This window comes from Streptomyces sp. NPDC053513, from assembly GCF_044544765.1.
Classification (GTDB): Bacteria; Actinomycetota; Actinomycetes; order Streptomycetales; family Streptomycetaceae; genus Streptomyces; species Streptomyces litmocidini.
In genome coordinates this window covers 229,594-251,390 of the sequence record NZ_JBITXP010000008.1, presented here as the reverse complement: position 1 = coordinate 251,390, position 21,797 = coordinate 229,594, and the positions used below count along the sequence as shown (strand labels likewise).

15 protein-coding genes and 2 pseudogenes are annotated in these 21,797 nt (G+C 74.8%); 12 read left to right on the top strand and 5 right to left on the bottom strand.

Annotated elements, in window-relative coordinates; all coding sequences use genetic code 11:
• Window positions 1-99: 99 nt before the first annotated feature.
• Window positions 100-1,360, bottom strand: a pseudogene (gene mgt, locus ACIGW4_RS16640) (macrolide-inactivating glycosyltransferase).
• Complete coding sequence (locus ACIGW4_RS16635) at window positions 1,327-2,496, bottom strand: FAD-dependent monooxygenase (protein WP_399581140.1); 1,170 nt, start codon at window positions 2,494-2,496, stop codon at window positions 1,327-1,329. The pseudogene mgt and the gene ACIGW4_RS16635 overlap by 34 nt, the downstream one beginning before the upstream one ends.
• A gap of 78 nt (window positions 2,497-2,574) precedes the next feature.
• Between ACIGW4_RS16635 and ACIGW4_RS16630 the strand changes: the two genes are divergently transcribed.
• The 3 genes from ACIGW4_RS16630 (at window position 2,575) to ACIGW4_RS16620 (ending at window position 6,121) form a co-directional block, all read left to right on the top strand.
• The gene (locus ACIGW4_RS16630) at window positions 2,575-3,147 is read left to right on the top strand and encodes a TetR/AcrR family transcriptional regulator (protein ID WP_399581137.1); all 573 of its coding nucleotides are present in this window, start codon (window positions 2,575-2,577) and stop codon (window positions 3,145-3,147) included.
• 114 nt (window positions 3,148-3,261) lie between these two features.
• On the top strand, window positions 3,262-4,029 hold the full coding sequence (locus ACIGW4_RS16625) for an NPP1 family protein (RefSeq protein ID WP_123458339.1): 768 nt from the start codon (window positions 3,262-3,264) through the stop codon (window positions 4,027-4,029).
• A 97-nt stretch (window positions 4,030-4,126) separates the two neighbouring features.
• Window positions 4,127-6,121, top strand: coding sequence for an NAD-binding lipoprotein (locus ACIGW4_RS16620; protein WP_399581133.1), 1,995 nt, complete (start codon window positions 4,127-4,129; stop codon window positions 6,119-6,121).
• A 211-nt stretch (window positions 6,122-6,332) separates the two neighbouring features.
• Here the strand turns inward: ACIGW4_RS16620 and ACIGW4_RS16615 are convergent, their stop codons facing one another.
• On the bottom strand, window positions 6,333-7,103 hold the full coding sequence (locus ACIGW4_RS16615) for a class I SAM-dependent methyltransferase (protein WP_399581132.1): 771 nt from the start codon (window positions 7,101-7,103) through the stop codon (window positions 6,333-6,335).
• 142 nt (window positions 7,104-7,245) lie between these two features.
• Between ACIGW4_RS16615 and ACIGW4_RS16610 the strand changes: the two are divergent.
• Window positions 7,246-7,407 (top strand): annotated as a pseudogene (locus ACIGW4_RS16610) (lactate 2-monooxygenase); the annotation flags it as partial.
• Here the strand turns inward: ACIGW4_RS16610 and ACIGW4_RS16605 are convergent.
• A complete protein-coding gene (locus ACIGW4_RS16605; RefSeq protein WP_399581129.1) occupies window positions 7,403-8,650 on the bottom strand; it encodes an aromatic acid exporter family protein in 1,248 nt (415 codons plus the stop codon). The pseudogene ACIGW4_RS16610 and the gene ACIGW4_RS16605 sit on opposite strands and share 5 nt — an antisense overlap.
• Before the next feature lie 267 nt (window positions 8,651-8,917).
• Here ACIGW4_RS16605 and ACIGW4_RS16600 point away from each other — a divergent pair, with 267 nt between their 5' ends.
• The 7 genes from ACIGW4_RS16600 to ACIGW4_RS16570 all read left to right on the top strand — a co-directional run bounded on the left by ACIGW4_RS16600 (window position 8,918) and on the right by ACIGW4_RS16570 (window position 18,695).
• Window positions 8,918-10,051, top strand: coding sequence for an FAD-dependent monooxygenase (locus ACIGW4_RS16600; RefSeq protein ID WP_399581126.1), 1,134 nt, complete (start codon window positions 8,918-8,920; stop codon window positions 10,049-10,051).
• A gap of 249 nt (window positions 10,052-10,300) precedes the next feature.
• Window positions 10,301-10,804 carry a hypothetical protein gene (locus ACIGW4_RS16595; protein ID WP_399581124.1) on the top strand — a complete coding sequence of 168 codons (504 nt, stop codon included), beginning with the start codon at window positions 10,301-10,303 and terminating at the stop codon, window positions 10,802-10,804.
• Window positions 10,774-12,201 (top strand): hypothetical protein, encoded by a 1,428-nt coding sequence (locus ACIGW4_RS16590; RefSeq protein ID WP_399581121.1) that lies wholly within the window; start codon window positions 10,774-10,776, stop codon window positions 12,199-12,201. Before ACIGW4_RS16595 ends, ACIGW4_RS16590 begins: the two co-directional genes overlap by 31 nt.
• Window positions 12,198-13,553 carry a VWA domain-containing protein gene (locus ACIGW4_RS16585; RefSeq protein WP_398709829.1) on the top strand — a complete coding sequence of 452 codons (1,356 nt, stop codon included), beginning with the start codon at window positions 12,198-12,200 and terminating at the stop codon, window positions 13,551-13,553. The genes ACIGW4_RS16590 and ACIGW4_RS16585 overlap by 4 nt, the downstream gene beginning before the upstream one ends.
• A gap of 18 nt (window positions 13,554-13,571) precedes the next feature.
• A complete protein-coding gene (locus tag ACIGW4_RS16580) occupies window positions 13,572-14,693 on the top strand; it encodes an AAA family ATPase (protein ID WP_123458331.1) in 1,122 nt (373 codons plus the stop codon).
• The gene (locus tag ACIGW4_RS16575) at window positions 14,690-17,497 is read left to right on the top strand and encodes a hypothetical protein (RefSeq protein WP_399581118.1); all 2,808 of its coding nucleotides are present in this window, start codon (window positions 14,690-14,692) and stop codon (window positions 17,495-17,497) included. Before ACIGW4_RS16580 ends, ACIGW4_RS16575 begins: the two co-directional genes overlap by 4 nt.
• Before the next feature lie 679 nt (window positions 17,498-18,176).
• Complete coding sequence (locus ACIGW4_RS16570) at window positions 18,177-18,695, top strand: hypothetical protein (RefSeq protein ID WP_123458328.1); 519 nt, start codon at window positions 18,177-18,179, stop codon at window positions 18,693-18,695.
• Between the two features lie 83 nt (window positions 18,696-18,778).
• Here ACIGW4_RS16570 and thpR read toward each other — a convergent pair whose 3' ends face one another.
• A complete protein-coding gene (thpR, locus tag ACIGW4_RS16565; RefSeq protein WP_359587676.1) occupies window positions 18,779-19,390 on the bottom strand; it encodes an RNA 2',3'-cyclic phosphodiesterase in 612 nt (203 codons plus the stop codon).
• Window positions 19,391-19,619: 229 nt separating this feature from the next.
• On the opposite strand from thpR, the gene ACIGW4_RS16560 reads away from it, so the two are divergent.
• Entirely contained in the window at window positions 19,620-21,653 is a 2,034-nt protein-coding gene (locus ACIGW4_RS16560; protein ID WP_399581116.1) for a calcium-binding protein, read from the top strand.
• Window positions 21,654-21,797: the final 144 nt, after the last annotated feature.

Here is a 21,797-nt window from a genome sequence, read left to right as displayed (position 1 = left end):
GGCTCCGTCGTGTCGCCGCCGACGGGGAGGCGGTCGGCGAGGAGGCGGTCGACGGGGGAGCGGCCGCCGGGCGTGCGGGGCGTCAGCCGTGCGGGGCCGTCAGGCGAGCTCCGCCTCGATCAGGTCGGCGGCGCGGGACGTGCCGCCCTCGCGGGCCATCGAGTCCTGGATCTCCCGCGCGCGGCGCGCCACTTCGGGGTCGTCGACGAGCGCGAGCACGGCCTCCCGCAACCGCTCGGGGGTGACCTCCTCCATGGGCAGGTGCCGTGCCACGCCCAGGGACTGGAGCATGTCGGCGTTCCCGAACTGGTCGACGGCCTGCGGCACGGCCACCATGGGCGTGCCGGTGGCGAGCCCCTCCTGGCTGCCGCCCGCGCCCGCGTGGGTGACGAACGCGTCGGCCTGGCGCAGGATCGCCAACTGGGGGACCCAGGAGTGCGCTTCCACGTTCGGCGGCAGCGCGCCCAGTTCGGCGGGGTCGACGAACCTGCCGATCTGCAGGACGACGTGCCAGCCCGGCAGGCCGGCGAAGGCCTCGACGCAGTCCCGGTAGAAGCCGGGCTGCTTGGTGAAGGAGGAGCCGAGGGAGACGAGGAGCACCCGCTCCGCCCCCTCCGGCCGTCGCCACTCGCCCTGTTCGGCGCGGGTGCCCTGGCAGGCGCCGACGAAGGTGTGGACGGACTCGTCGACCCGGTCGGCGTGCGGCTGGAGGGCCCGGGGGATGAGGACGATCGCGCGGCGCGGGCGGGCGACGAACCGGTCGGGGTGGGTGTCGATCCCGTGCTCGCCGAGCCACTCCTCGAAGCGCGCGTAGTACGCCTTGCCGCGCGGCGAGGCCTTGAGCTCGGCGAGCATCGGCTCGGCGACCTCCTCCTCGTACCCCTCCCACGGCACCAGGTTCGGCCAGAGCGAGACGGCGGGCACGCCCCAGGTATGGGCGAGGACGGGGGCCGGATAGGAGGTGATGTCGTGGAGCACGAGGTCCGGCCGGTCCCCGTCGAAGGCCTCGGCGAGCTGGGGCAGAGCCTGTGTCGCGTCGGCGAGGAACGGTTCGAGGTTGTCGATCAGTTCGGTGCCCCAGGCGTCCGGGTCGTCGTCGGTCGGCAGCGTGGAGGTGTAGACGACGGGGGTCGCCCCCGTCTCCGCGACCTTCTCGGCGAAGGACGCGGGGACGGCGTAGCTGACGCGGTGACCCCGGGCGACGAGCTCGCGGATGACCTCCAGGCTCGGGTTCACGTGGCCGTGGGCGGCGATGGAGAACATGGCGATGTGCGCGGGGGAGGTGGTGGTCATGACGACTACCATAGGCGAGACGATACGTATCGTCTATTTGTTTGCGCGGAGGGCCGGCGGCGTCCAGTCGGCGTGCCGCAGGATGGCGCGCAGGGTCGCCCGGTCCGGCGCCGCCCGCAGGACCGTGTTGCGCACGGAGACGGCGACCGGATGCGAGAGCTGCTGGCCCATCCGGCCCGCCTGACGGGCGGCCCGGGCGACGGACTGGCTGCGCGGACGCCGCTCGGCGTCGTACCGGGCCAGCGCCGCGCCGACCTCCGACGCGCCGGCCAGCGCGGCGGCCAGTGACACCGCGTCCTCCAGTGCCTGGCAGGCGCCCTGTCCGAGGTTCGGGGTCATGGCGTGGGCGGCGTCCCCGAGCAGGGCGACCCGGCCGGAGACGAAGGTCGGCAGGGGGGTGGCCAGTTCGTGGATGTCGTGGTGCAGCACGGCCTCGGGGCGGGTCGCCGCGAGCAGGGACGGGATCGGCTCGTGCCACTCCCGGAAGCGGCGGCGCAGGACGGCCAGGGGGTCCGGATGGCGCACGCCCGGAGGGGAGTTGAGCACGGCGTGCCACTCGGCCCGGCCGTCGGTGAAGGCGATGTGCCCGAACTCGGCGCCCCGGCCCCAGGTCAGCTCGAAGTCGGTCGCCAGCGGTACGGGGGCCTCGGTGACGGCGCGCAGGACGGTGGACCCGCTGTACGCCGGTCCCGGGTGGCCGGGGAACAGCAGCCGGCGCAGCGCGCTGTTCACGCCGTCGGCGGCCACCACCAGGTCCGCTTCCCGCACCCCCTCCCCGGTGACCACCCCCACCCGGTCGGGGGCCGTCAGGTCCAGGGAGGTCACCCCCGCCCCGACAGCCAGGCACTCGGCGGGGAGCGCCTCGCGCAGCAGCCGGTGCAGGACGGCCCGCGGGATCCCGACGATCGGCGTGCCGAGCGCCCGCTCCAGGGCGGCCCCGTCCATCCGGGCCAGCCAGCCGCCGCCCGGGACGCGGGTGCCGCCGGTGTACTGGGGCCGGGCGGCCTCGCGCACCCCCGCGCCGATCCCGAGCGCGTCCAGGGCGCGGATGCCGTTGGCGTGGAGGGAGATGCCCGCCCCGGCGTCCCCGAGGGCGGTGGCGCGTTCGAGGACGGTCACCTCCCAGCCGACCCGTCGCAGTCCGATCGCCGCCGCGAGGCCGCCGATCCCGCCGCCGACCACCACCGCGTTGCCGCCGTCCATGCCGGATGTCCCTTCCACGGTTCTTCTACGGATGTAGAAGAACCGTACTCCCCCTCTCTACAGGTGTAGAAAGGGGGGATGCCCGCCTCTTCCGCCGCCCGTCGTGCCCTCCTCGCCGACACGGCCATCGACGTCCTCGCCGAGCACGGCATGCGCGGGCTCACCCACCGCGCGGTCGACCGGGCCGCCGGCCTGCCGCCCGGTACGACCTCCGCGTACCACCGCACCCGGCAGTCGCTCCTGACCGCGCTCGTGAGCCGCCTCGTCGAACGCGACCAGGCCGAGATCCAGGAGGCGGGCCGACGGGCCGGAGCGCCCCGCGACGCCGAGGAACTCGTCGCCGGACTCACGGCGTTCACCGCGCTCCGGCTCACCGGGGAAGGCCGCCGCCGTTCCCTCGCGCGCTACGCGTGCGCCCTGGAGAGCGTGCACCACCCCGAGTTGCGGGAGATCCTCGTCCCGCGCGACAACGCGGCCCGGCGCTCCGTCGAGGAGTTCCTCGCGGCCCAGGGCCTCGAAGACGCCCGCGGGCGCGCGGTCACCCTGCTCACCTGCGTGGACGGCCTGGTCTTCGACCGCCTGGTCAACGGCGGGACCGTCCCCGCCGAGGAGGTCCGCCGGCTGGTGGCGGCCGCGCTGCGGCAGGGGTGAACCCGGGGCGACCGGCCGGTGAAGCCTTTTCCGGGGGGCCCGGCACCCTCGCGCCCATGGGGTGTGCATGTCAAGATGCGGTCGGCTCCCGCCCACCGACCCAGGGGGACGCAGTTGAAGACACAGGCGTACGCCACCAGGGGCACGCTCGCCCTCGCCGGCGCCCTCGCGCTGATCATCGCCCTGCCGGGCAGCGCGCTCGCCGCACCACCCACCGCCCTGCCCGCCCACGCCGACGTCCTGGAACAGACCTTCCAGCCGGCCTACGACTACGACACCGACGGCTGCTACCCCACCCCGGCCATCGGCCCCGACGGGACGCTCAACGGCGGCCTCAACCCCTCCGGCGCCCTCAACGGCCAGTGCCGTGACGCCTCCGACCTCACCAACACCAACGGGTACGCGCGCGCGAAGTGCAACAACGGCTGGTGCGCGATCATCTACGGCCTCTACTTCGAGAAGGACCAGGCGCTGCCCGGCAGCAGCCTCGGCGGACACCGCCACGACTGGGAGCACGTCGTGGTCTGGGTGCAGAACGACCAGGCCCAGTACGTCTCCACCTCCGCCCACGGCGACTTCGACGTCTACGGCCGCGACCGGATCCGCTGGGACGGCACCCACCCGAAGGTCGTCTACCACAAGGACGGCATCGGCACCCACTGCTTCCGCCCGGCGAACTCCAACGACGAACCGCCCGAGAACCACCAGCACACCTGGCAGTTCCCCGGCCTGGTCGGCTGGAACGGCTACCCCGCGGGCATCCGCGAGAAGCTCGTCCAGGCCGACTTCGGCAGCGCGGTCTTCGGCCTCAAGGACGGCAACCTCGCCTCCCACCTGGCCAAGGCGAAGCCGGCCGGCATCCCCTTCGATCCGTACGCCTGACCGGCCGGTCCCACCCGTGCGGCGCGGACCGATCACGAAGGGATGAACCTGCCCCGATGCCGCCCCGCCGTCCTCGGCGGGGCGGCACCCTGCTGACGTGCGAAAAGAAGACAAAAAGGTCGTTCCCGGGCAGCGGGGTGCCGTGCCCGGCCCCGGCCGGGCCAGGGCTCCCCGGGTCCCCGGGAACGTACCGACGGACCGGACGCGCCCTCGCGACCCTTCCGTCGAGGAACGCCTCCGCTACCGGTTCGACGCCGTCCTCACCCGTGGCACCGCCGCACTCTGCGGCTGGCTGGCCCTCGTCTGCCTCGCCCTCGTCGTCCCCGTCAGCACCGCCCTCGTCTGGACCGACCGGCACGCCCCCGCCTCCCTCGGCTCCAGGATCGCCGCGGTGTGGCGCAACACCGGACAGACCATGCGCCTCGGCGGCGAGGTCGGCCCCCCGCTGCGCGTCGCCCTGACCGTGCTCCTCGCCCTCATCGCGCTCGTCTACGTCTCCACCCTGGTCAGCCTCATCACCACCGGCCTCACCGACCGCCTCATCGCCCTCAACCGAGGCCACGCCAGGATCCTGGAGAACGGACACACCGTCGTGCTCGGCTGGTCCGAACAGACCCCCACCGTCCTCTCCGAACTCGTCGCCGCCCGCACCGACCGCCGCCGCCGGATCATCGCGGTCCTCGCCGACCGCGACAAACCCGCCATGGAGGAGGAGCTCCGCGCCTCCGTCGGTGCCACGGGCCGCACCAGGATCCTCTGCCGCACCGGCCGGCCCACCGACCCCGCCGCCCTCGCACGTGTGAGCCCGGCGACCGCGGACTGCGTCCTCGTCCTGCCCCGCGACGACCCCCGTGACGACGCCGAGGTCGTCAAGACCCTGCTGTCCCTCTCGGCGGCCGTGGAGGAGACGGAGCCCGTACGCGTCGTCGCCGCCGTACGCGACGACCGCCACCTCGCCGCCGCCCGCCTGGCCGCGGGACCCGGCGCCACCGTCCTCGACACGGACGACATCGCGGCACGCCTCCTCGTCGACTGCGTACGACAGCCCGGCCTCTCCCTCGTCCACCAGGAACTCCTCGACTTCGCCGGACACGAGTTCCACATCCTCCGGGAACCGACGCTGTCCGGCCGCACCTTCGACGAGGCCGCCCGCGCCTGCCCGGTGTCGACCGCCGTCGGCATCGTCCACGGCGACGGCACCGTCGCGCTCAACCCGCCCCGCCCCACCCCGCTGCTCGCCGACGACACCCTCCTCGTGATCGCCGAGGACGAGCACGCGACCCGCCTGTCGGCCACCCCCACGCCCTACGACCCGACCGCGCTCACCCACGCCCCGCCCGAGACCCCCCGGCGCCCCGAGCACGTCCTCCTCCTCGGGTGGAACCGCCGGGCACCCCGGATCGCCGCCCGGCTCGCGGGCCGCACCCCGCCCGGCTCCTCCCTCGACGTCCTGGCCGAAGCTCGCACCGCTACCCTCACCGGCATCCGGACCGTCACCGAAGCCGTCGGCGGGCGCATGGCGGTGCTCCACCGGCCCGGCGACCCCGCGCTGGGCGGGACCACGGACGCGTTGGACCTCGACCGGTACGACGCGGTGATCGTGCTCGGCCCCGACCACCGGCCCGGCCGCGCCGACCCGGACGACCGGACCCTCGTCACCCTCCTCCACCTGCGGGCCGGACGACGGACGAGCGGCCGACCCCTCCCCGTCGTCACCGAGCTGACCGACGACCGCAACCGGCTCATCGCACCGCCGCTCCCCGGCGCCGACCACGTCGTCAGCGGCAGGCTCATCGGACTCCTGATGAGCCAGATCTCCCAGAACCCCCACCTCACCGCTGTGTTCGAGGAACTCCTCGGCCCGGACGGCAACACCCTCCACCTCCGCCCGGCGGCCCACTACGTCCACACCGGACGCACCACGTCCTTCGCCACCGTCGTCGAATCGGCCGCCCGCCAGGGCGCCTGCGCCATCGGCTACCGCTCCACGACCGCCCCCGGCCACGGACTGCGCGTCAACCCGCCCAAAGCGCACGTCCGGTACTGGCATCCGGACGACCAGATCGTGGTCATCGCACCCGGACCGGCCTGACGGCGGCGCACGGCGGCGGCCTTCCCGGCGCCGGCGGCGACCACGGGCTGCCCGCCCGTGGGAAGTGCGACCGCTTCGCCGAGTACCGGAACAGCGGCCCCGGCGCCGGACCGGCCGGTGCCGAACGACCGCGGCTGACGGACGCCCGGGCCGCCGCCCGGGAACACCGCGCACCGGCTCGGAAACCGGACCCCATGGCGGGCTGACAGGCCTACGCGGCCGGTACGAGGGGCTTCCTCGCCTCGATCAGGGTCCGCGCGGAGTGCGCCACGAACGGCCCCTCCGCGCGGATCCGCGCGTCGAGCTCGCGCAGCCGGGACAGTCGGTCCTCCACCGTGAACCCCGGCACGATCCAGACGACCTTCCGCAGGAACCAGACGACGGCGCCGATGTCGTGGAACTCCATGCGCAGCCGCTCCGAGCGCAGGTCCACGACGTCGAGCCCGGCGGCGCGCGCCCCGGCGGCCTCGTCGTCGGGACGGCGGTGCCGGGCCGCCTCGGGCTGCGGCCCGAGGAACCACTCGACCAGCTCCCACACACTGGCGGGGCCCACGTGCTGGGCGAAGTAGGCGCCGCCCGGCCGCAGGACGCGCGCGATCTCCGCCCACCACACGGTGGCCGGGTGCCGGCTGGTGACGAGGTCGAAGGCGGCGTCGCCGAACGGCAGCGGCGGCTCGTCGGGATCGGCGACGACCACCACCCCCCGGGGATGGAGCCGCGCGGTGGCCCGCGCGACGTTCGGCGGCCACGACTCGGTCGCCGCCATCGTCGGCGGCAGCACCGGGACCCCGTCCAGGACCTCGCCGCCGCCCGTCTGGACGTCGAGCCCGGCCGAGACGGCCGCCAGCCGCTCGCCGAGGAGCCGCTGATAGCCCCAGGAGGGCCGTTCCTCGCTCGCCCGCCCGTCGAGCCAGGAGAAGTCCCAGCCGTCGACCGGGGCTTCGGAGGCTTCCGCGACGAGCTCTTCGAAGGTGCGTGTCATCCCCTCATGATCACGGGAGCCGGCGGACCCCGCACCCCTGTTTCACCCGACCGCCGGGCCTGGCGAGAACGACCACCGTGGACGGGGCCCACCGGGCCGCGCGGGCCGAGCTCCTGGCCGGGCTGCGGCTCGTCCGGGTCGCCGCGACCTCGCCACCGGCGACTTCCCGCAGCTGCGCGGCCACTGCCTGGCCCACTGCACCTCGGACCCGGTCTTCCGGGCACGCCTCGCCAAGACCCCCGAGGAGGACCCGCGCGCCGCCGTCCTGGAACGGGCGGGGATCTTCGCCCTGCGGCCCGTCACGGGGTACGGCGTGCCCGGGCCGCGAGGGAGGTGACGCGGCGGCGGCGCTCCGCACGCATGCGCGTGTGCCGGTCCAGCTCCTCCATCAGCCGCCGGCCGCGGTGCCCCGGATCGATCTCGTCGAGGACCCGGTCGATCTCGGCGAGCAGCGCGCCGTACAGCTGCCAGCGCTCCGGATCGTGCGCCGCCTCGTCCTTCAGCAGCCCGGCGGCGTGGTCACGGGCGGCCCGGGCCGCCCCGAGCTCCTCACCGAGGCGGTCCTCGGCCGTCTCCGCTCCGGCGCTCGAATGCGAGGTGACGAGGTCGGCGAAGCTCACGAGGGTGTCCGCCAGGTGCCGCAGCGTCTCCCGGAGGGCCAGGCCCGTCTCCCGCCGCACGAGCGGGTTCCCCTCCCGCTCCTTCGCGAGGTCGGTCAGGGAACGGGCGAGGACGCGCAGCACCACCGCGCAGATCTCCAGGGTGTCGAGGCCTGTGCGCAGCACGATGCGGTGGAGCAGCCCCTCCTTCACCCGCGGGTTCAGCCGGAGGCTGTCCTCCGCCTGCCGCAGTGCCGCGTCGACGTCGGCGACGTCGTTGTCGAGGCGCCGTGCCTCGTGCAGCCGCGCCGCGGCCCGCTCGAAGGGGGCGGGGGAGATCTCCTCCGGGACCGGCGCGTGCTCGGGCCGCGCCTCCGGGGCCGCGAGCTCCTCGCCGATGTCCAGGAGCAGCCGGCGCATCCGCCGGGCCAGGTCGACGATCGAGTCCCCGGCGGTGTCCACCCAGACCGGCGGCACGAGCACGACGTTGAAGAGCAGGCCCACGACCGCGCCGATCAGCGTCTCCAGGACGCGGTCCCACGCGGTGTCGGTCACCTGCGTGACGCCGAGGACCAGCATCGCGCTGATGGCCACCTCGGGAACGAACTCCTCCACCTTGACGAACCGGCCCACGACCAGCGACGCCAGGATGATCAGCGCGAGGCTCCACCAGGTGAGCCCGACGAGCACGCTGAACGCGATGGCGATGAGGACGCCGACGACGACGGAGTTCACCCGCCGCAGGCTCGTCGTGAGCGTCGAGTACAGCGTCACCTGTACGACCAGCAGGGCGGTCAGCGGGGCGGTCAGCGGCGCCGGCTCCGAACTGAGCCGGAGCGCGACGACGTACGAGATCGTGGCGGCGGCGGTGGAGCGCAGAGTCTGCACCACCACCGGGTCCCGACCCCATCGCTGCCACCACTTCCATCGGCGCCACGGGTGCGGCATGGCGTATTCCTCCTCCGGTGGTCGCGGACCTGTGGACGCCTGCCCGCCCCGAGGCCATCGAATCGCGACGCCCCGCCGAGAGGGCGCGTCGGCGCGCCGGTGATCCCGGTGAATCCTCGCGGGACCGCCGTTTCGTACGGAGCGGTACGGGCATCCGCCTTCGCGCGGCGCGGCCGGGGACGCGACGGCACGGCGGCACAACCCCGGGTCCCCACCCGAGGGTTACACTCCTCCGCCCTGTTCGATCACGTTCTGGAGACATCCGAGATGGCATCACCCCTGCGCGTCCTGATCCACGGCGGAGGCATCGGCGGCCTCACCCTCGCCACCGCTCTGGCCCGGCGCGGCCACACCGTGGAGGTGGCCGAGATCCGCGAGGAGCTCGACGCCCTCGGCGTGGGCATCATCCAGCCGTCCAACGCCCTGCATGTGATGCGGGAGCTCGGAGTGCTCGACGACTGCCTCGCGGCGGGATTCGCCTGGGAGGTCCTGACGATCGCCGACCCGGCGGGGAACACGCTGGCGCGGATACCCCAGCCCCGCATGGACGGCCTGCCGGCCGCCAACGGCATTCCGCGGCCCGCCCTCGCCGGGGTCCTCGGCGACGCCGCCGTCGCCGCCGGCGCCAAGGTCCGCCTCGGAGTGACCGTCACCGGACTCGACGACGACGGCACGGGCGTCACCGTCGCGCTCTCCGACGGCTCCGGCGACCGCTGGGACCTGGTCGTCGGCTTCGACGGCATCGGCTCCCCGCTCCGGACCCGCCTCTACGGCGACCGGTACGCGCCCGCGTACACCGGATTCGCCAACTGGCGCGTGACCGTGCCCCGGCACCCCGACGTCCGGGGCGTGGTCATGGCCACGGCGGGCCGGGAGGCGAAGGCCCTGCTCACCCCGATCACGGACGAACTGATGTACCTGGGCGCCGTGTTCGCCGAGGCCGAGGACCACCGGCCGGACCCCGGGCGCGCCCACGAGCAGCTCGCCGAGCGGCTCGCGGTCTTCTCCGGCCCCGTCGCCGAGGCGCTCCGCGCGGTCACCGACCCCGCGGCCGTGGTGTACTCCCGCATCTCCCAGGTGACGGTCGAGGAACCGTGGCACGTGGGCCGGGTGGTGCTGGCCGGCGACGCCGCCCACGCCTCCACCCCGCACCTCGCGCAGGGAGCGGCGATGGCCGTCGAGGACGCCCTCGTCCTCGCCGAGTCCCTGGACGCGGCGGGCTCGGTCCCCGAGGCCCTGGAGGCCTGGGAGGCGCGCCGCCGGCCCCGCGCCCTGTGGGTGCAGGCCATGTCCCGGGCGGTCCTCAAGCAGGAGATGGGCGCGCCCACGACCCCCGAGGAGGACGCGCTCCTGGAGATCGGCGTCCCGGGAGCCGCCCACGTCCTGGTGAAGCCCTACTAGGACCTCCGGGGGCCGGGCACCCGAGCGCCCGGCCCCCCGCTCCCAGGGGCCCCCGCTCCCCGGCCCCCCTGCTCGCCGGCCCCCCGCTCCCCGGACGGCCCGGAAACCGGCTCCGGGCCCGGTCGTGACGACCCGTCGGAAGCCTCGCGCGACGCCGTCCCCGAGGCGTTGTCAGTGGGCGGGGATACGTTGTCGATGTTCCGCCGCTCCGGCGTGAACATCCCCTTTGACGTGCATGGGAGAAGTGCGTTGCCGGTCTGGGAGAGGTCGAGCGCGGCGCGGGTGGTACCGCCCGCGCGACCGCGGAAACTTGCCAAGGTGCCGTTCGTCGAGCTGGCCGACGGACGCGTGCAGGGCGTGGTGTCCAGCGGGTCCGACATCGGGCGCGTGTACGTGTCCTCGATCGTCGCGGGGACGTACGCGTTCGCGTGCAGCACCAACAACAACCGCCCCTGCGGCGGCGCGCGCGGCTCGTTCTGCAACCACATCCGCGCCCTCGTCACCGAGGCCGTCCTCCAGTACGGAGCGCAGCGCGTCGCCCGTTACCTGAAGGCCGACACGCCCGCCGGGGAGGCCGACGCCCCGACGCTCCTCTCGACGATGACCGCCACGCGCCCCGCACAGGGCGACACCTCGGCCGCCGCCCCCGTCTTCAGCCGGTTCCTCAGGCACCTCGCCTACCTCGAACTGGAGCCGGTCACCGCGCCGCTGCCCGAGATGCAGTGGTTCCCGCCGACGAGGGCGGTCGCCTGATGCGCACGGACCTGCTCGACGACCCCGTCGACGGACTCGACGAGGCGCTGGCCGCCGTGGACGCCTTCGACGACGCGCTCGTCGCCGGCCTGCTCCGCCCGCGGCCCGCGCAGACCGACGGCCTCGCCGCCCTCGCGGACGCCCTCGCCGGCACACCGCTCGCCTCCCTCGTCGCCGAGGCCGCCGAGAAGACCGCGGCCGGCGCCGCCGGAGAGGACCACTTCGTCGCGCTCGCCGCCGCCCGCACCGCGCTCATGGGCTCCGTCCACGACGCCCTGACGGCCCGCGTCGCCGACGTCACCGGCCGCCCGGTCGCGGAGGAGACCGCACCGCCGGCCGAAGGAGAGGAGGAGCCCGCCGCGAACGTGCTCGCCGCCGCCCGCGCCTGGCTCTGCGACCTCGCCCGCACGGGCTGGCGGGGCCTCGACCACGAACTCGTCGGCGGCGCCGCACCCGTCGTCTCCGCGCTGCTGCGGGACCCGGCGCTCCGCCGCCAGGCGGCGCTCCTCGACGGCTTCTCCGCCGAACTCGCCGCATCCTGCCCCGGGGCCGGCCTGGAGAGGATCCCGGTGCGCCGCTGGGCCGACCTGTGGTCGCGCGCCCTGCTGCTGACCCTGCCGGGAGCCGCCCGCACGCCCACCCGTTCCCCCGCGACCGGCCGTCTGCTGCCGCTCGGCGTCGACGTCCAGGAGCACGCCACCGCCGTACAGGCCCAGGTGCACGCGGTGTTCGAACCGGCCGACGGGGCGCCGCCGCGCCTGGTCCGGGCGGCGGTGTCCGCGCCCAAGCCGGACACCGTCGTCGGCGCCGGACTCTGGCAGCTGCTGCGACCCCGCATGTCGCTCCTCACCGCCGTGAGCGAGGGCCGCGCCATGGAGCTCGACGCCATGCCCCTCACCGCCGAGGGCGACCTCCTCTGGGACGACGGGCGCGCCCGCGCGGGGGAGCCCGCCGACCCCTTCGCCACGGCCCGGGTCGCCCTCGCCGGCGCGACCGACCCGGTCGCCGCCCCGCTCGACCGCCACCCGGTCCGGATCGCGGCGCCCGTCCTCCTGGAGGGGTACGCGGCGGAGCGCGAGGACGACGGAGCGGTGACGTTCGCCGTCGCCGGCCACCGGCTGGCCGTCGACGCCGACCGCGTACCGGCCGCGGGCCCGCTCACCCCGGAGGTGATCGCCGCGTCCGGCGCGTGCCTGGGCCTGCTCCGCTGGGACTCCGGGCGGTTCCTCCTCCAGCCGCTCGCCGTCGAGACGACCGTCCGGAAGAAGACCGCCGCGGTCCACGCGGGCGCGTGGGCCGGCGGCACCGCCGACAAGGCCGGAGCGCGTGCGGAGAAGGCGGCCACGGACGCGGTCGCCGTCCTGCGCGAGCGAGCGGGAAGGCTGCTGCGCTCATGACCGAAGCGACCTTCCCGCCCGGCCCCGACCCCCACGACAACCGGCGTCAGGTCCTCTACTGGCGGCTGCTCGCCCGGCTCTTCGACCCCGAGGAGCAGGCCGCCCTGGAGGCGGCGAGCCTCGCCGTCGTCGAGGACGTCGGGCTGCCGTCCGCGCTGCTCGACCCGGGCGTCTCCGTGGACTCCGTCGTCCAGCGCCACCCGGAGCTGGCCGACGAGTTCGACGGACTGATGGCCCCGGAGCCCGACCCGGACGGCGCGCGCGACCGGGCCGCCGAGGTGCGGCGCGCCGCGCTCGCGTCGAAGCTGCTGCTGAACGTCTTCGCCACCGGCTCCGGCACCGTCTCCGCCGGGCAGCTGGCCCGCTGGCAGGCGGACGCCGACCGGCTGGAGCGCGCGCTCGGGTCCCCGCCCGGCGGACCGCGCGGCGGGCGGGCGGCGGGAGCGGGCCTCACCGGCGGCGGCCTCGGAGCCGAGCTCGGCGCCATCGAGGCCGACCTCGTCCACCGCATGCACCTGCGGGAAGTGCTGGCCGATCCCGCGCTGGCCGCCCGGCTCACGCCCAGCATGTCCCTGATCGAGCAACTGCTGCGGGACAAGGGCAACCTCTCCGGAGTGGCGCTGGCCAACGCCAAGGCGCTGATCAGGCGGTACGTCGACGAGGTCGCCGAAGTGCTCCGCACCCAGGTCGAGAAGGCCACCGCCGGCGAGCTGGACCGCTCGGTCCCGCCCAAGCGGGTCTTCCGGAACCTGGACCTCGACCGCACCATCTGGAAGAACCTGACCAACTGGAGCCCGGAGGAAGAGCGGCTCTACGTCGACCGCCTCTACTACCGGCACACCGTCCGCCGCACCACGCCCCAGCGGCTGATCGTCGTCGTGGACCAGTCCGGCTCCATGGTCGACTCGATGGTCAACTGCACCGTCCTCGCCTCGATCTTCGCCGGGCTGCCCAAGGTGGACGTCCACCTCATCGCGTACGACACCCGCGCGATCGACCTCACGCCCTGGGTGCGCGACCCCTTCGACGTGCTCCTGCGTACCAACCTCGGCGGCGGCAACGACGGGCCCGTGGCGATGGCCATGGCCCGGCCGAAGATCGCCGAGCCGAAGAACACCGTGATGGTCTGGATCTCCGACTTCTACGAGTTCGACCGCTCGCAGCCGCTGTTCGAGGGCATCGAGGAGGTCCACCGCTCCGGGGTGCGGTTCATCCCCGTGGGCTCGGTGACCAGCTCCGGCCGGCAGGAGGTCAACCCCTGGTTCCGGGAGCGGTTCAAGGCGCTCGGCACCCCCGTGATCTCCGGCCACATCGACAAGCTCGTGCACGAACTCAAGACCTTCCTCACCTGAGACCGAAAGGCTTCGCACATGTCCGACCTGCTCCGCGCCCCCGCCGAGATCAAGTACGCCGAGGAACTCGACTGGCTGGAATCGATCGACGACAACCCCAAGCCCTTCTCCTGGCGCCTGTCCCCGAAGATGGTCCGCCTGTTCGTCCTCGGCTCCGAGCGCGCCGACGGCCTGGACCGGGAGGTGGCGCAGAAGTGGTTCGGCGACCGCAGCTTCGTCGAGCGCTCCATCGTCACCCTCGCCTCCGACCGCGGGCTGCTCCTCATCGGTGACCCCGGCACCGGCAAGAGCTGGCTCGCCGAACTCCTCGCCGCCGCGATCAGCCGCAACTCCACCCAGGTGGTCCAGGGCACGGCCGGCACGACCGAGGACCACATCAAGTACTCCTGGAACGTGTCGATGGTCATCGCCAAGGGCCAGTCCCGCGAGTCGATGATCCCCTCGCCGATCATGACCGCGATGGAGACCGGCACCATCGGCCGCTTCGAGGAGCTGACCCGCTCCACCAGCGACGTCCAGGACGCGCTCATCTCGATCCTCTCCGAGAAGTACATCTCGGTCCCCGAGCTCGACGGCGCCGACGGCGGGAACATCGTCTTCGCCAAGCCCGGCTTCTCCGTCATCGCCACCGCCAACAGCCGCGACCGCGGCGTCAACGACCTCTCCTCCGCGCTCAAGCGCCGCTTCAACTTCGTCCGCATCCCGGTCGTGACGAACAAGAAGAGCGAGGCCGAGATCGTCCGCTTCCGCACCGAGGAGCTGCTGCGCCGGCACGCCATCGAACTGGACGTGCCGCCCACCCTCCTCGACGTCCTCCTCCAGAGCTTCGCCGACCTGCGGGCCTCCGCCGCCGCGGCCGGTAGCGACGACGAGAAGCTGGAGTCCGCCCTCTCGACGGCCGAACAGATCGGCGTCCTGGAGGACTCGATCCTGCACGGCAACTTCTTCGGCGAGCGGACCCTGACCGCCCGCACCCTCGCGGCCTCCCTGGTCGGCACGCTCGCCCGGCGCGAGCCGGAGGACCTGGCCATCCTCAACAAGTACCTGCACGGCGTCGTCGAACCGCGCGGCAAGGAGGAGGGCGGGGCCTGGCCCGAGTTCCTCGAGGGCGGCCGCGAAGCGATCGCGAAGCTGTCGTGACCGGGACCCCGTTCACCGCGCTGCGCGGTCAACTGCACGAGGCGGCGGCGGAGTTCGCCGGTGGGCCGGACGCCCTGGAGGACATCCTCCTCGGACTGGTCGACGACGTCGACCGCGCCGTGGCGGAACCGCTGGAGATCTTCCCCGTCTGCCACCACTCGCCGGCCTCCGCCCTCGCCATGGCCCGCCGGCTGCGCGAGAAGCAGCCCAAGGTCGTCTACCTGGAGCTGTGCGAGGACATGGCGCCGCTCCTGACCGAGCTGCGCAACTGCCGACTGCCGGTGGCGGTGCAGGCGTTCGCCGGCGACATCGACGGCTTCCCGCCCGACTGGGCGCCGCTGTCGGTGGTGGCCCCGATCACGGAGGCCTCCGCCGAGTACCAGGCCATCGCGTACGCCCTCGACACCCCCGGAGTCGAACTGGTCCTCGTCGACCGCTCCTCCGACCACGTCTTCCAGTGGGACACGCGGCACGACCGCACCGACGACCCGGCACAGGACGACGCGGTCGGAACGGCGACCGGCGCCGAGACCGGGGCCGCGCTCCACGGCGAGGCCGTCGGTGTCGAGATCGGCGACCTGCGCCCGCGCTTCGCCGAACTGGAGGAGCACCTGCTGCGCCACGGCAAGGTGCGGCACTGGTCGGAATGGTGGCACCAGTACGTCGAGGTGCCCCTCGGCGACAGCGACCACGACACCTACCGCCAGGTCATGTTCCTCATCGGCAGCCTGTTCCGGCGGCTCGCGCCGGGGGACGGCGACCGCGTCCGCGTCGACGAGGACCGCGAGCGCCACATGTGGACCCGGATGCGCGAGCACCTGGCGGCCACCGGCAGCGACCCGGCGGACTGCCTGTACGTCTGCGGCGCCTTCCACGCCGCCAGCCGCGTCGACGAGTTCGGCGTGCGCGGCAGCGACACCTTCACGATTCCGCCGCGCACCGCCACGACCTGGCAGTACGGTCTGATCCCCTCCAGCAACGCGGCCATCGAGACCCAGTTCGGCCTCGCCTCCGGCTCCGTGTCGATCGCCGCGACGCAGTGGACGAAGAACCTCAGGCGCACCCGGGTGAAGCCGTACCGTCTGGAAGGACAGGCCGGCACGAAGAAGACGGCGACGAAACCCCCCGTCCCGCCCGCCGCCCTCCCCGCCGCGGCACCGGCCGAGGACTGCCTCTCCGGCTTCCTCCGGCAGCCGCCCGTCCTCGACACCCTGGACGAGACCGAACTCCTCGGCTGGTCCGTGGACATCGTCCGCGCCGCCCGGCGCAACGGCTACCTGGCCTCCACCGCCGACGCGATCGCCGTCTTCGAGACGTCGATCCTGCTCGCCGGGATGCGGGACCGGGCCAAGCCCACGCCGTACGACTTCCAGGACGCCGCGGTCACCTGCATCGAGAAGGACGGCGTGCCCGGACGCCGGGACGTGCGCCGCCTCGTCGAGATCATGATGGGCGGCGACCGGATCGGCCAGGTCGGCTACGAGGCGCTGCCGCCGCTCGCCCGCGACGTCCACGACCGGCTGGCGCCCCTGGAACTGAACCTCCAGCAGCGCGGGGTGCGCCGGGCCCTGCTCGACATGACCTCCCGGCCGGAGCTGAGGGCCTGCTCGGACGTCCTGTGGATGCTGCGCCGCCTGCTGCCGCCCGGCGCCGCCCGGCCCGTCATGGGGGAGCGGCGGCTCGGCGAGCGGTCGATCCAGGAGTCCTGGGACCTCGCCCTCGGCACCCACCAGCGGGCGCTCATCGAGCTCGGCTACGAGGGCGTGAGCCTCGAACAGGTCCTGGAGCAGCGCCTGCGCCGCACCGCCTACGGGCCGCGGGCGACGACCGCCGAGGTCCTCGCGGCCGTCGAGGACGCCACGCTGTACCTGGGCGGCCGGCGCCTCGCCGACGAGCTCGGCACCCGCGCCCTGGAGGTCCTGGCGAGCGAGCGGACGGTCGACGGGGCGCCGGAGGTCCTGCGCCGGGTGCGCGGACTCCTCGCGTACCACCGCACCAGCGAACCGGTGCTCCCGTCGTGGATCGAGTCGTTCGTCAGGGCCGGGTACGCGCACTACTGCACGCTGCTGCCGACGGCCTTCCGCGACGAGGACGCCACGGTGGGACAGGTGGCGGCGATGCTGGGCTTCCTGTTCGGCATGGAGAGCCTGGCGCTCTCGCTGGGCTGCGACAGGACGCAGCTGGAACTGGCCGTCGCCCAGGCGCACCCGCGGGACCCGGCGAAGACGGCCCTGCTGTGGGCGGCACAGGTCCAGCTGGGCACGCTCTCCCGGGACGAGCTGCGGGCCCGCTGCGACGAACTCCTCGCCAACCCCCTGACCGTGCCCTCCTATCCGCGCCACCTCAGCGGCTTCGTACACGCCCTGGAGCCGGTGCCGGGCCTCGCGGACGTGGTGGTGGAGGCCGTGTCGAACGCCTTCGGGCGCCTGCCGGACGCCGTACTGCTGCCGTGGCTCCCGGTCCTCATCACGACCCTCCGCTCGAACGCCGCGGAACTCGCCCCGCTGCTCATCCGCGAGGCGGGACGGGTCTTCCCCGCCCGGCTCGCGGCCCTGGACGCCTGGGTCCCGCCGTGGCACCACCGGCCGGCCGGCCCGCGCGCCCTCCCGGCGGCCGGCGCCCCCCGGGGCGTGGCGCTCCTCCCCGCCCACCCGGCGACCTGCGACGCCCTCGCGGAGCTCCTGGGCGGCGCGGACGGCTGGACCACGCCGGACACATCGGCCCGGGCCGGAACCGGAGCCGCGCTCCTCGCCGCCCATCCGGCCACCGCCGACGCGCTGGCGAGCGTCCTCACGGCCCGATGAACACCCCGGCCCGGCCGCGCCGCGACCTTGCGGCCGGGGAACGGGCCGAGCACGGTCGGGGAGGCCGCCCACGTGATCCGCCCCCGGCCCGTCGCCGAGGGGGTCGGCCGGCCGCCCGTCGCCGAGAGGGCCACCCGGCTCGCGTCGCCGAGAGGGCCACCCGGCCCGCCTCGCTCACCGCGGAGACGAACGGCCCGCCGTCTCCCGCGTCCCCGTCGAACCGACCAGGATCCGGCCGGAGTCGGTCACCGCGATGTCGGAGACGTGCCGCGTGCCGTCGCCCGTCGGGTGTGCGGCCCGGTAGCTCCGCCGCGAGACGGCACCGGACAAGGGCTGCCCCCACGGGGTGAACGCCGAGGACGCCGCGTACGGCGTGGCGGGCCGCCCCGCCCCGCTCCGGGCCGTCCCGGACGAGCGGGGTGACGACGGTGGAGCCCTCGGTGTGGGCGATCCGGGACGGCCGCGGCTGTTCGGGCCTCTTGTCGTCGTGCACGACCAGGGCGCTCACCCCGCCCCCGTCCGCCGAACGCCCCTCGTACGCGAGGCCGCTGACGCCGCTGCGGGAGTCACCGCCGACGGCGGGCACCACCCCGTCCACGCACGGCGGCGGTTCACTCGTCACGGTGGACTCGGGCCGCGGCGCCGTCCGCGCAGGCCGGGGCTCGGGCACCGTGACTCCATGCACGCCCGCCGCACCACGCTCCTGCTGCTCGTCGCGCTCCTCACCACCGGATGCGTGGCCGTCCCGCACGGTTCCGCACCGGGGCCACCGGCCCGTCCCGGCGGGCTCGCACCGGCCGCGGACCGGCCGCCCGCCCCGCTCCCGGCCTGGCCCGCGCCCACGGAGCCCGCCCCTCGCGAGGCCCTCACCACCACCGACCCCCGGCCGGCCCGGCCCCCCGCCCGGAAGGCCGCCGTCCCCGCTGCCGAGGAACCGGCCGCCCGCCGTCCCGGCACTCGCGGGACGGCCCCGCACCGGCCGCACACCACGGCGGACAGGCCCGGGAAGCCCGCGCACAGGAGCTCCGGGACGAGGACCGCGCCCCGCTCCTCGCACAGGAACCGGCCCGCCCCGGTCCGCCCGCGGCCTCGGACGGACGCACGGCCGCCCGAGATGCGCCGCCTCTGCCACCAGGCCGAGGACATCCAGGCCCCCATGGGCGCGGCCGACCTCTGCCGCAGCCTGTACGGCCGCTGACCGTGCACCGCCCCGGCCGTCGCCGCCTGCCCGCCGACGCCCAGCCGCCCGGACCGGCTACCGCCCGCCCGCAGACGATCGGGCTACCGCTGTGCGAACTCCCACGCCTCGATGTCGCGGTAACGGATCGGGCCCGGGCCGCGACCGTAGTTGCTGCCGACGAGATGGAGGCGCTCGGCCGCCCATCGGCGGCCGGTGAAGCCGGCGAGCCCGGCGGCGGCCTCCAGGACCGACGTCGGATCGTCGCGGCGGGCCCGGGCGAGCGTCAGATGGGGACGCAACGGCCGGTCCTCGAAGGGGATGCCGCACTCCTTCACGACGGCCCGCACCTCGGCGGCGAGCCCGTGCAGACCGTCGAGGTCGCCGTCGATCCCGCTCCACAGCACCCGGTCGTCGAAGTGCCCGCCCCCGCGCAGCGCCAGCTCCACGGGGCGCCGGGCCGCCGCGATCCCCGCCAGCGGCGGCCGCAGCAGGGGAACGGTCTCCACCGGGAGCTCCCCGAGGAACGCCAGGGTGATGTGCCAGTCCTCGATCCGGTTCCACCGCATGCGCGGGTACGCCTCGTACGCGGGGCCCAGCTCGCGCGCCAGCTCGTCCTTCGCGTCGTCGGGCGGGGCGAGCGCGACGAAGACGCGCACGGTCGCGGTCCGCGCCCCGTCGCCCGACTCCGTACCCCGTCCGGGCGCCTCAGTCATCGTCCGTACCCCGCCCACCGTCTGTCCCGCAACCGTCGGTGGCGAGGGTACGCGGTGGGCGGGGCACGCCCCGAGCCGGGGGCGCCCGCCCCCGCGCGCTCCCTCTAGGGGGTGGTTCCCCGGGGCCAGTGGGGCGCAGCACGGCACGGTCCGCGCGGGCACGGAGGGGACGGGGCCGAAGCTGTCGCCCGTTCCCTGTTCACCTGCGAAGACGGAGGTTCGTCCACCCATGACCCACGCACTCCTCAGACCCGCGGCACGGCGCGGCGGACCGGTCAGGAGGGCCGGGGTGCCGGTCGCGCTCGGGCTCGCGCTCGTCCTGGCGCTGCCCGGCGCCGCCCTCGCGGCACCCGGCGACCTCGACCCGGCCTTCGGGTCCGACGGCCGGGTGACGACCCCCATCACCGGTTCCGCGGAGGGCAACGACGTCGCGCGGCAGGCCGACGGCAAACTGGTCGTGGTGGGGATGAGCGAGGCGGGCTTCGCGCTCGCCCGTTACGGCACCAACGGAGCCCTGGACCCGACCTTCAACGGCGACGGCATCGTGACCAGCGACTTCGGCGCCGGCTTCCACTCGGCCAACGCGGTGGCGATCCAGCCCTCGGACGGCAAGATCGTCGTGGCGGGCACCACCGAGGTCGTCGCGGAGGAGGGCGGGGGCTGCTGCTTCTTCTCCGTGGCCCGCTACAACACCGACGGCAGCCTGGACACGGGCTTCGGCAACGGCGGCCTGGTGCGGGTCGACGAGTTCGGCGGCTCGGCGGACGGCGCCGACGTCGCCGTGCAGCCCGACGGCCGGATCGTCGCCGCGGGCAAGGGCGCCGACGGCGGATTCGCGCTGGTCCGCCTCACCACCGGCGGGAACCTCGACCCCACCCTCGGCGGCGACGGGGCCGTGGTCGCCGGCTTCACGCCCACCTCGCCCCAGGACGCCGGCGGCATCGCCCGGAGCATGGCCCTCCAGCCGGACGGCAAGATCGTCTCCGTCGGCTACGTGGGCAGCACCGCCTTCGACATCGGCGTGGTCCGCTACAACCCCAACGGCACCCTCGACACCACCTTCAGCGGCGACGGCATGGTCACCGCCGACTTCGGCGGCACCGAGTTCGGCAGCGCCGCCGCGGTGCAGTCCGACGGCAAGATCCTCGCCGCGGGCGCCGGCGGCGCCGGTTACGCACTGCTCCGCTACAACGCCGACGGCAGTCCCGACACCACCTTCAGCGGCGACGGACGCACCTCGGTCGCCTTCCCGGGCGACGGCGGCTTCGCGAACGCCATGGCGCTCCAGCAGGACGGCAAGATCGTGCTCGCCGGCCAGGCCGACGACCCCGACAGCTCCGAGGCCAACGACTTCGGCCTGGTCCGCTTCCAGCCGAACGGCACCGTCGACACCGGCTTCGGCGGCGACGGCTTCGTGGTCACCGGCTTCAACGACTTCGACGAGGCCCGCGGGGTGCTCGTCCAGCCCGACGGCAAGATCGTCGCGGCCGGCTACGGGGCGGGCCACCAGTTCGCCCTCGCCCGCTATCAGGGCGGCGGCACGACCCCGCCCCCGCCGTACGCCGACCTGTCGGTGACGAAGTCCGGTACGACGACCGTGAGCATCGGCGACCGCGCCACCTACACCGTGACCGTCACCAACGCGGCGTCCTCCACCGCCACCGCGACCGGGGCCACGCTCACGGACACGCTCTCCGGCGGCGGAGCGGCCCTCGTCTCGGCGGTCCCCTCGCAGGGCACCTGCACGACCACCGCCACGACGGCCGACTGCGCCCTCGGCTCCCTCGCCCCCGGTGCGAGCGCGACGGTCACGGTGACGGCCGAACCCCGGACCACCGGCACGCTCACGAACACGGCCGGCGTCACCGCCACCCAGCCCGACCCGTCGACCCCCAACACCGCCACCGCGACCACCTCGGTGAACAACGCCCGCGGCTGCACGATCATCGGCACCAGTGGCGCGGACACCCTGAACGGCGGCTCCGGCAACGACGTCATCTGCGGTCTCGGCGGCAACGACACCATCCGCGCGAACTCCGGCAACGACACCGTCCACGGCAACTACGGCAACGACAACCTCGACGGCGGCTTCGGCGACGACACCATGAACGGCGGGCCGGGCAACGACACCCTGACCGGTTACTACGGCAACGACCGCCTCACCACCACCGACGGGGTCTCCGGCAACGACACCGCCAACGGCGGCCCCGGCACCGACACCTGCACCACCGACGCGGGCGACACCCGCATCAGCTGCCCCTGAGCCCCGGCCCACCTCCGGGCGGGGGGCGCCCGCGGCCCCCCCCCCCCCCGGCCGCCGCCCCCGCCCCCGCCCCCCCCCCGGGGCGCCCCCCCCCCCCGGCCCCGGGGGGGGCCCCCCCCCCGGGGGGCCGCGCGGGGGGGGGCC

Excerpts from the sequence above, each read along its gene's own strand:
- ACIGW4_RS16580 (WP_123458331.1), top strand. The coding sequence starts at position 13,572 with ATGTCCGACCTGCTCCGCGCCCCCGCCGAGATCAAGTACGCCGAGGAA.
- ACIGW4_RS16600 (WP_399581126.1), top strand. The coding sequence starts at position 8,918 with ATGGCATCACCCCTGCGCGTCCTGATCCACGGCGGAGGCATCGGCGGC.
- ACIGW4_RS16570 (WP_123458328.1), top strand. The coding sequence starts at position 18,177 with ATGCACGCCCGCCGCACCACGCTCCTGCTGCTCGTCGCGCTCCTCACC.
- ACIGW4_RS16605 (WP_399581129.1), bottom strand. The coding sequence starts at position 8,650 with ATGCCGCACCCGTGGCGCCGATGGAAGTGGTGGCAGCGATGGGGTCGG.
- ACIGW4_RS16630 (WP_399581137.1), top strand. The coding sequence starts at position 2,575 with ATGCCCGCCTCTTCCGCCGCCCGTCGTGCCCTCCTCGCCGACACGGCC.
- ACIGW4_RS16585 (WP_398709829.1), top strand. The coding sequence starts at position 12,198 with ATGACCGAAGCGACCTTCCCGCCCGGCCCCGACCCCCACGACAACCGG.
- ACIGW4_RS16560 (WP_399581116.1), top strand. The coding sequence starts at position 19,620 with ATGACCCACGCACTCCTCAGACCCGCGGCACGGCGCGGCGGACCGGTC.
- ACIGW4_RS16615 (WP_399581132.1), bottom strand. The coding sequence starts at position 7,103 with ATGACACGCACCTTCGAAGAGCTCGTCGCGGAAGCCTCCGAAGCCCCG.
- thpR (WP_359587676.1), bottom strand. The coding sequence starts at position 19,390 with ATGACTGAGGCGCCCGGACGGGGTACGGAGTCGGGCGACGGGGCGCGG.
- ACIGW4_RS16635 (WP_399581140.1), bottom strand. The coding sequence starts at position 2,496 with ATGGACGGCGGCAACGCGGTGGTGGTCGGCGGCGGGATCGGCGGCCTC.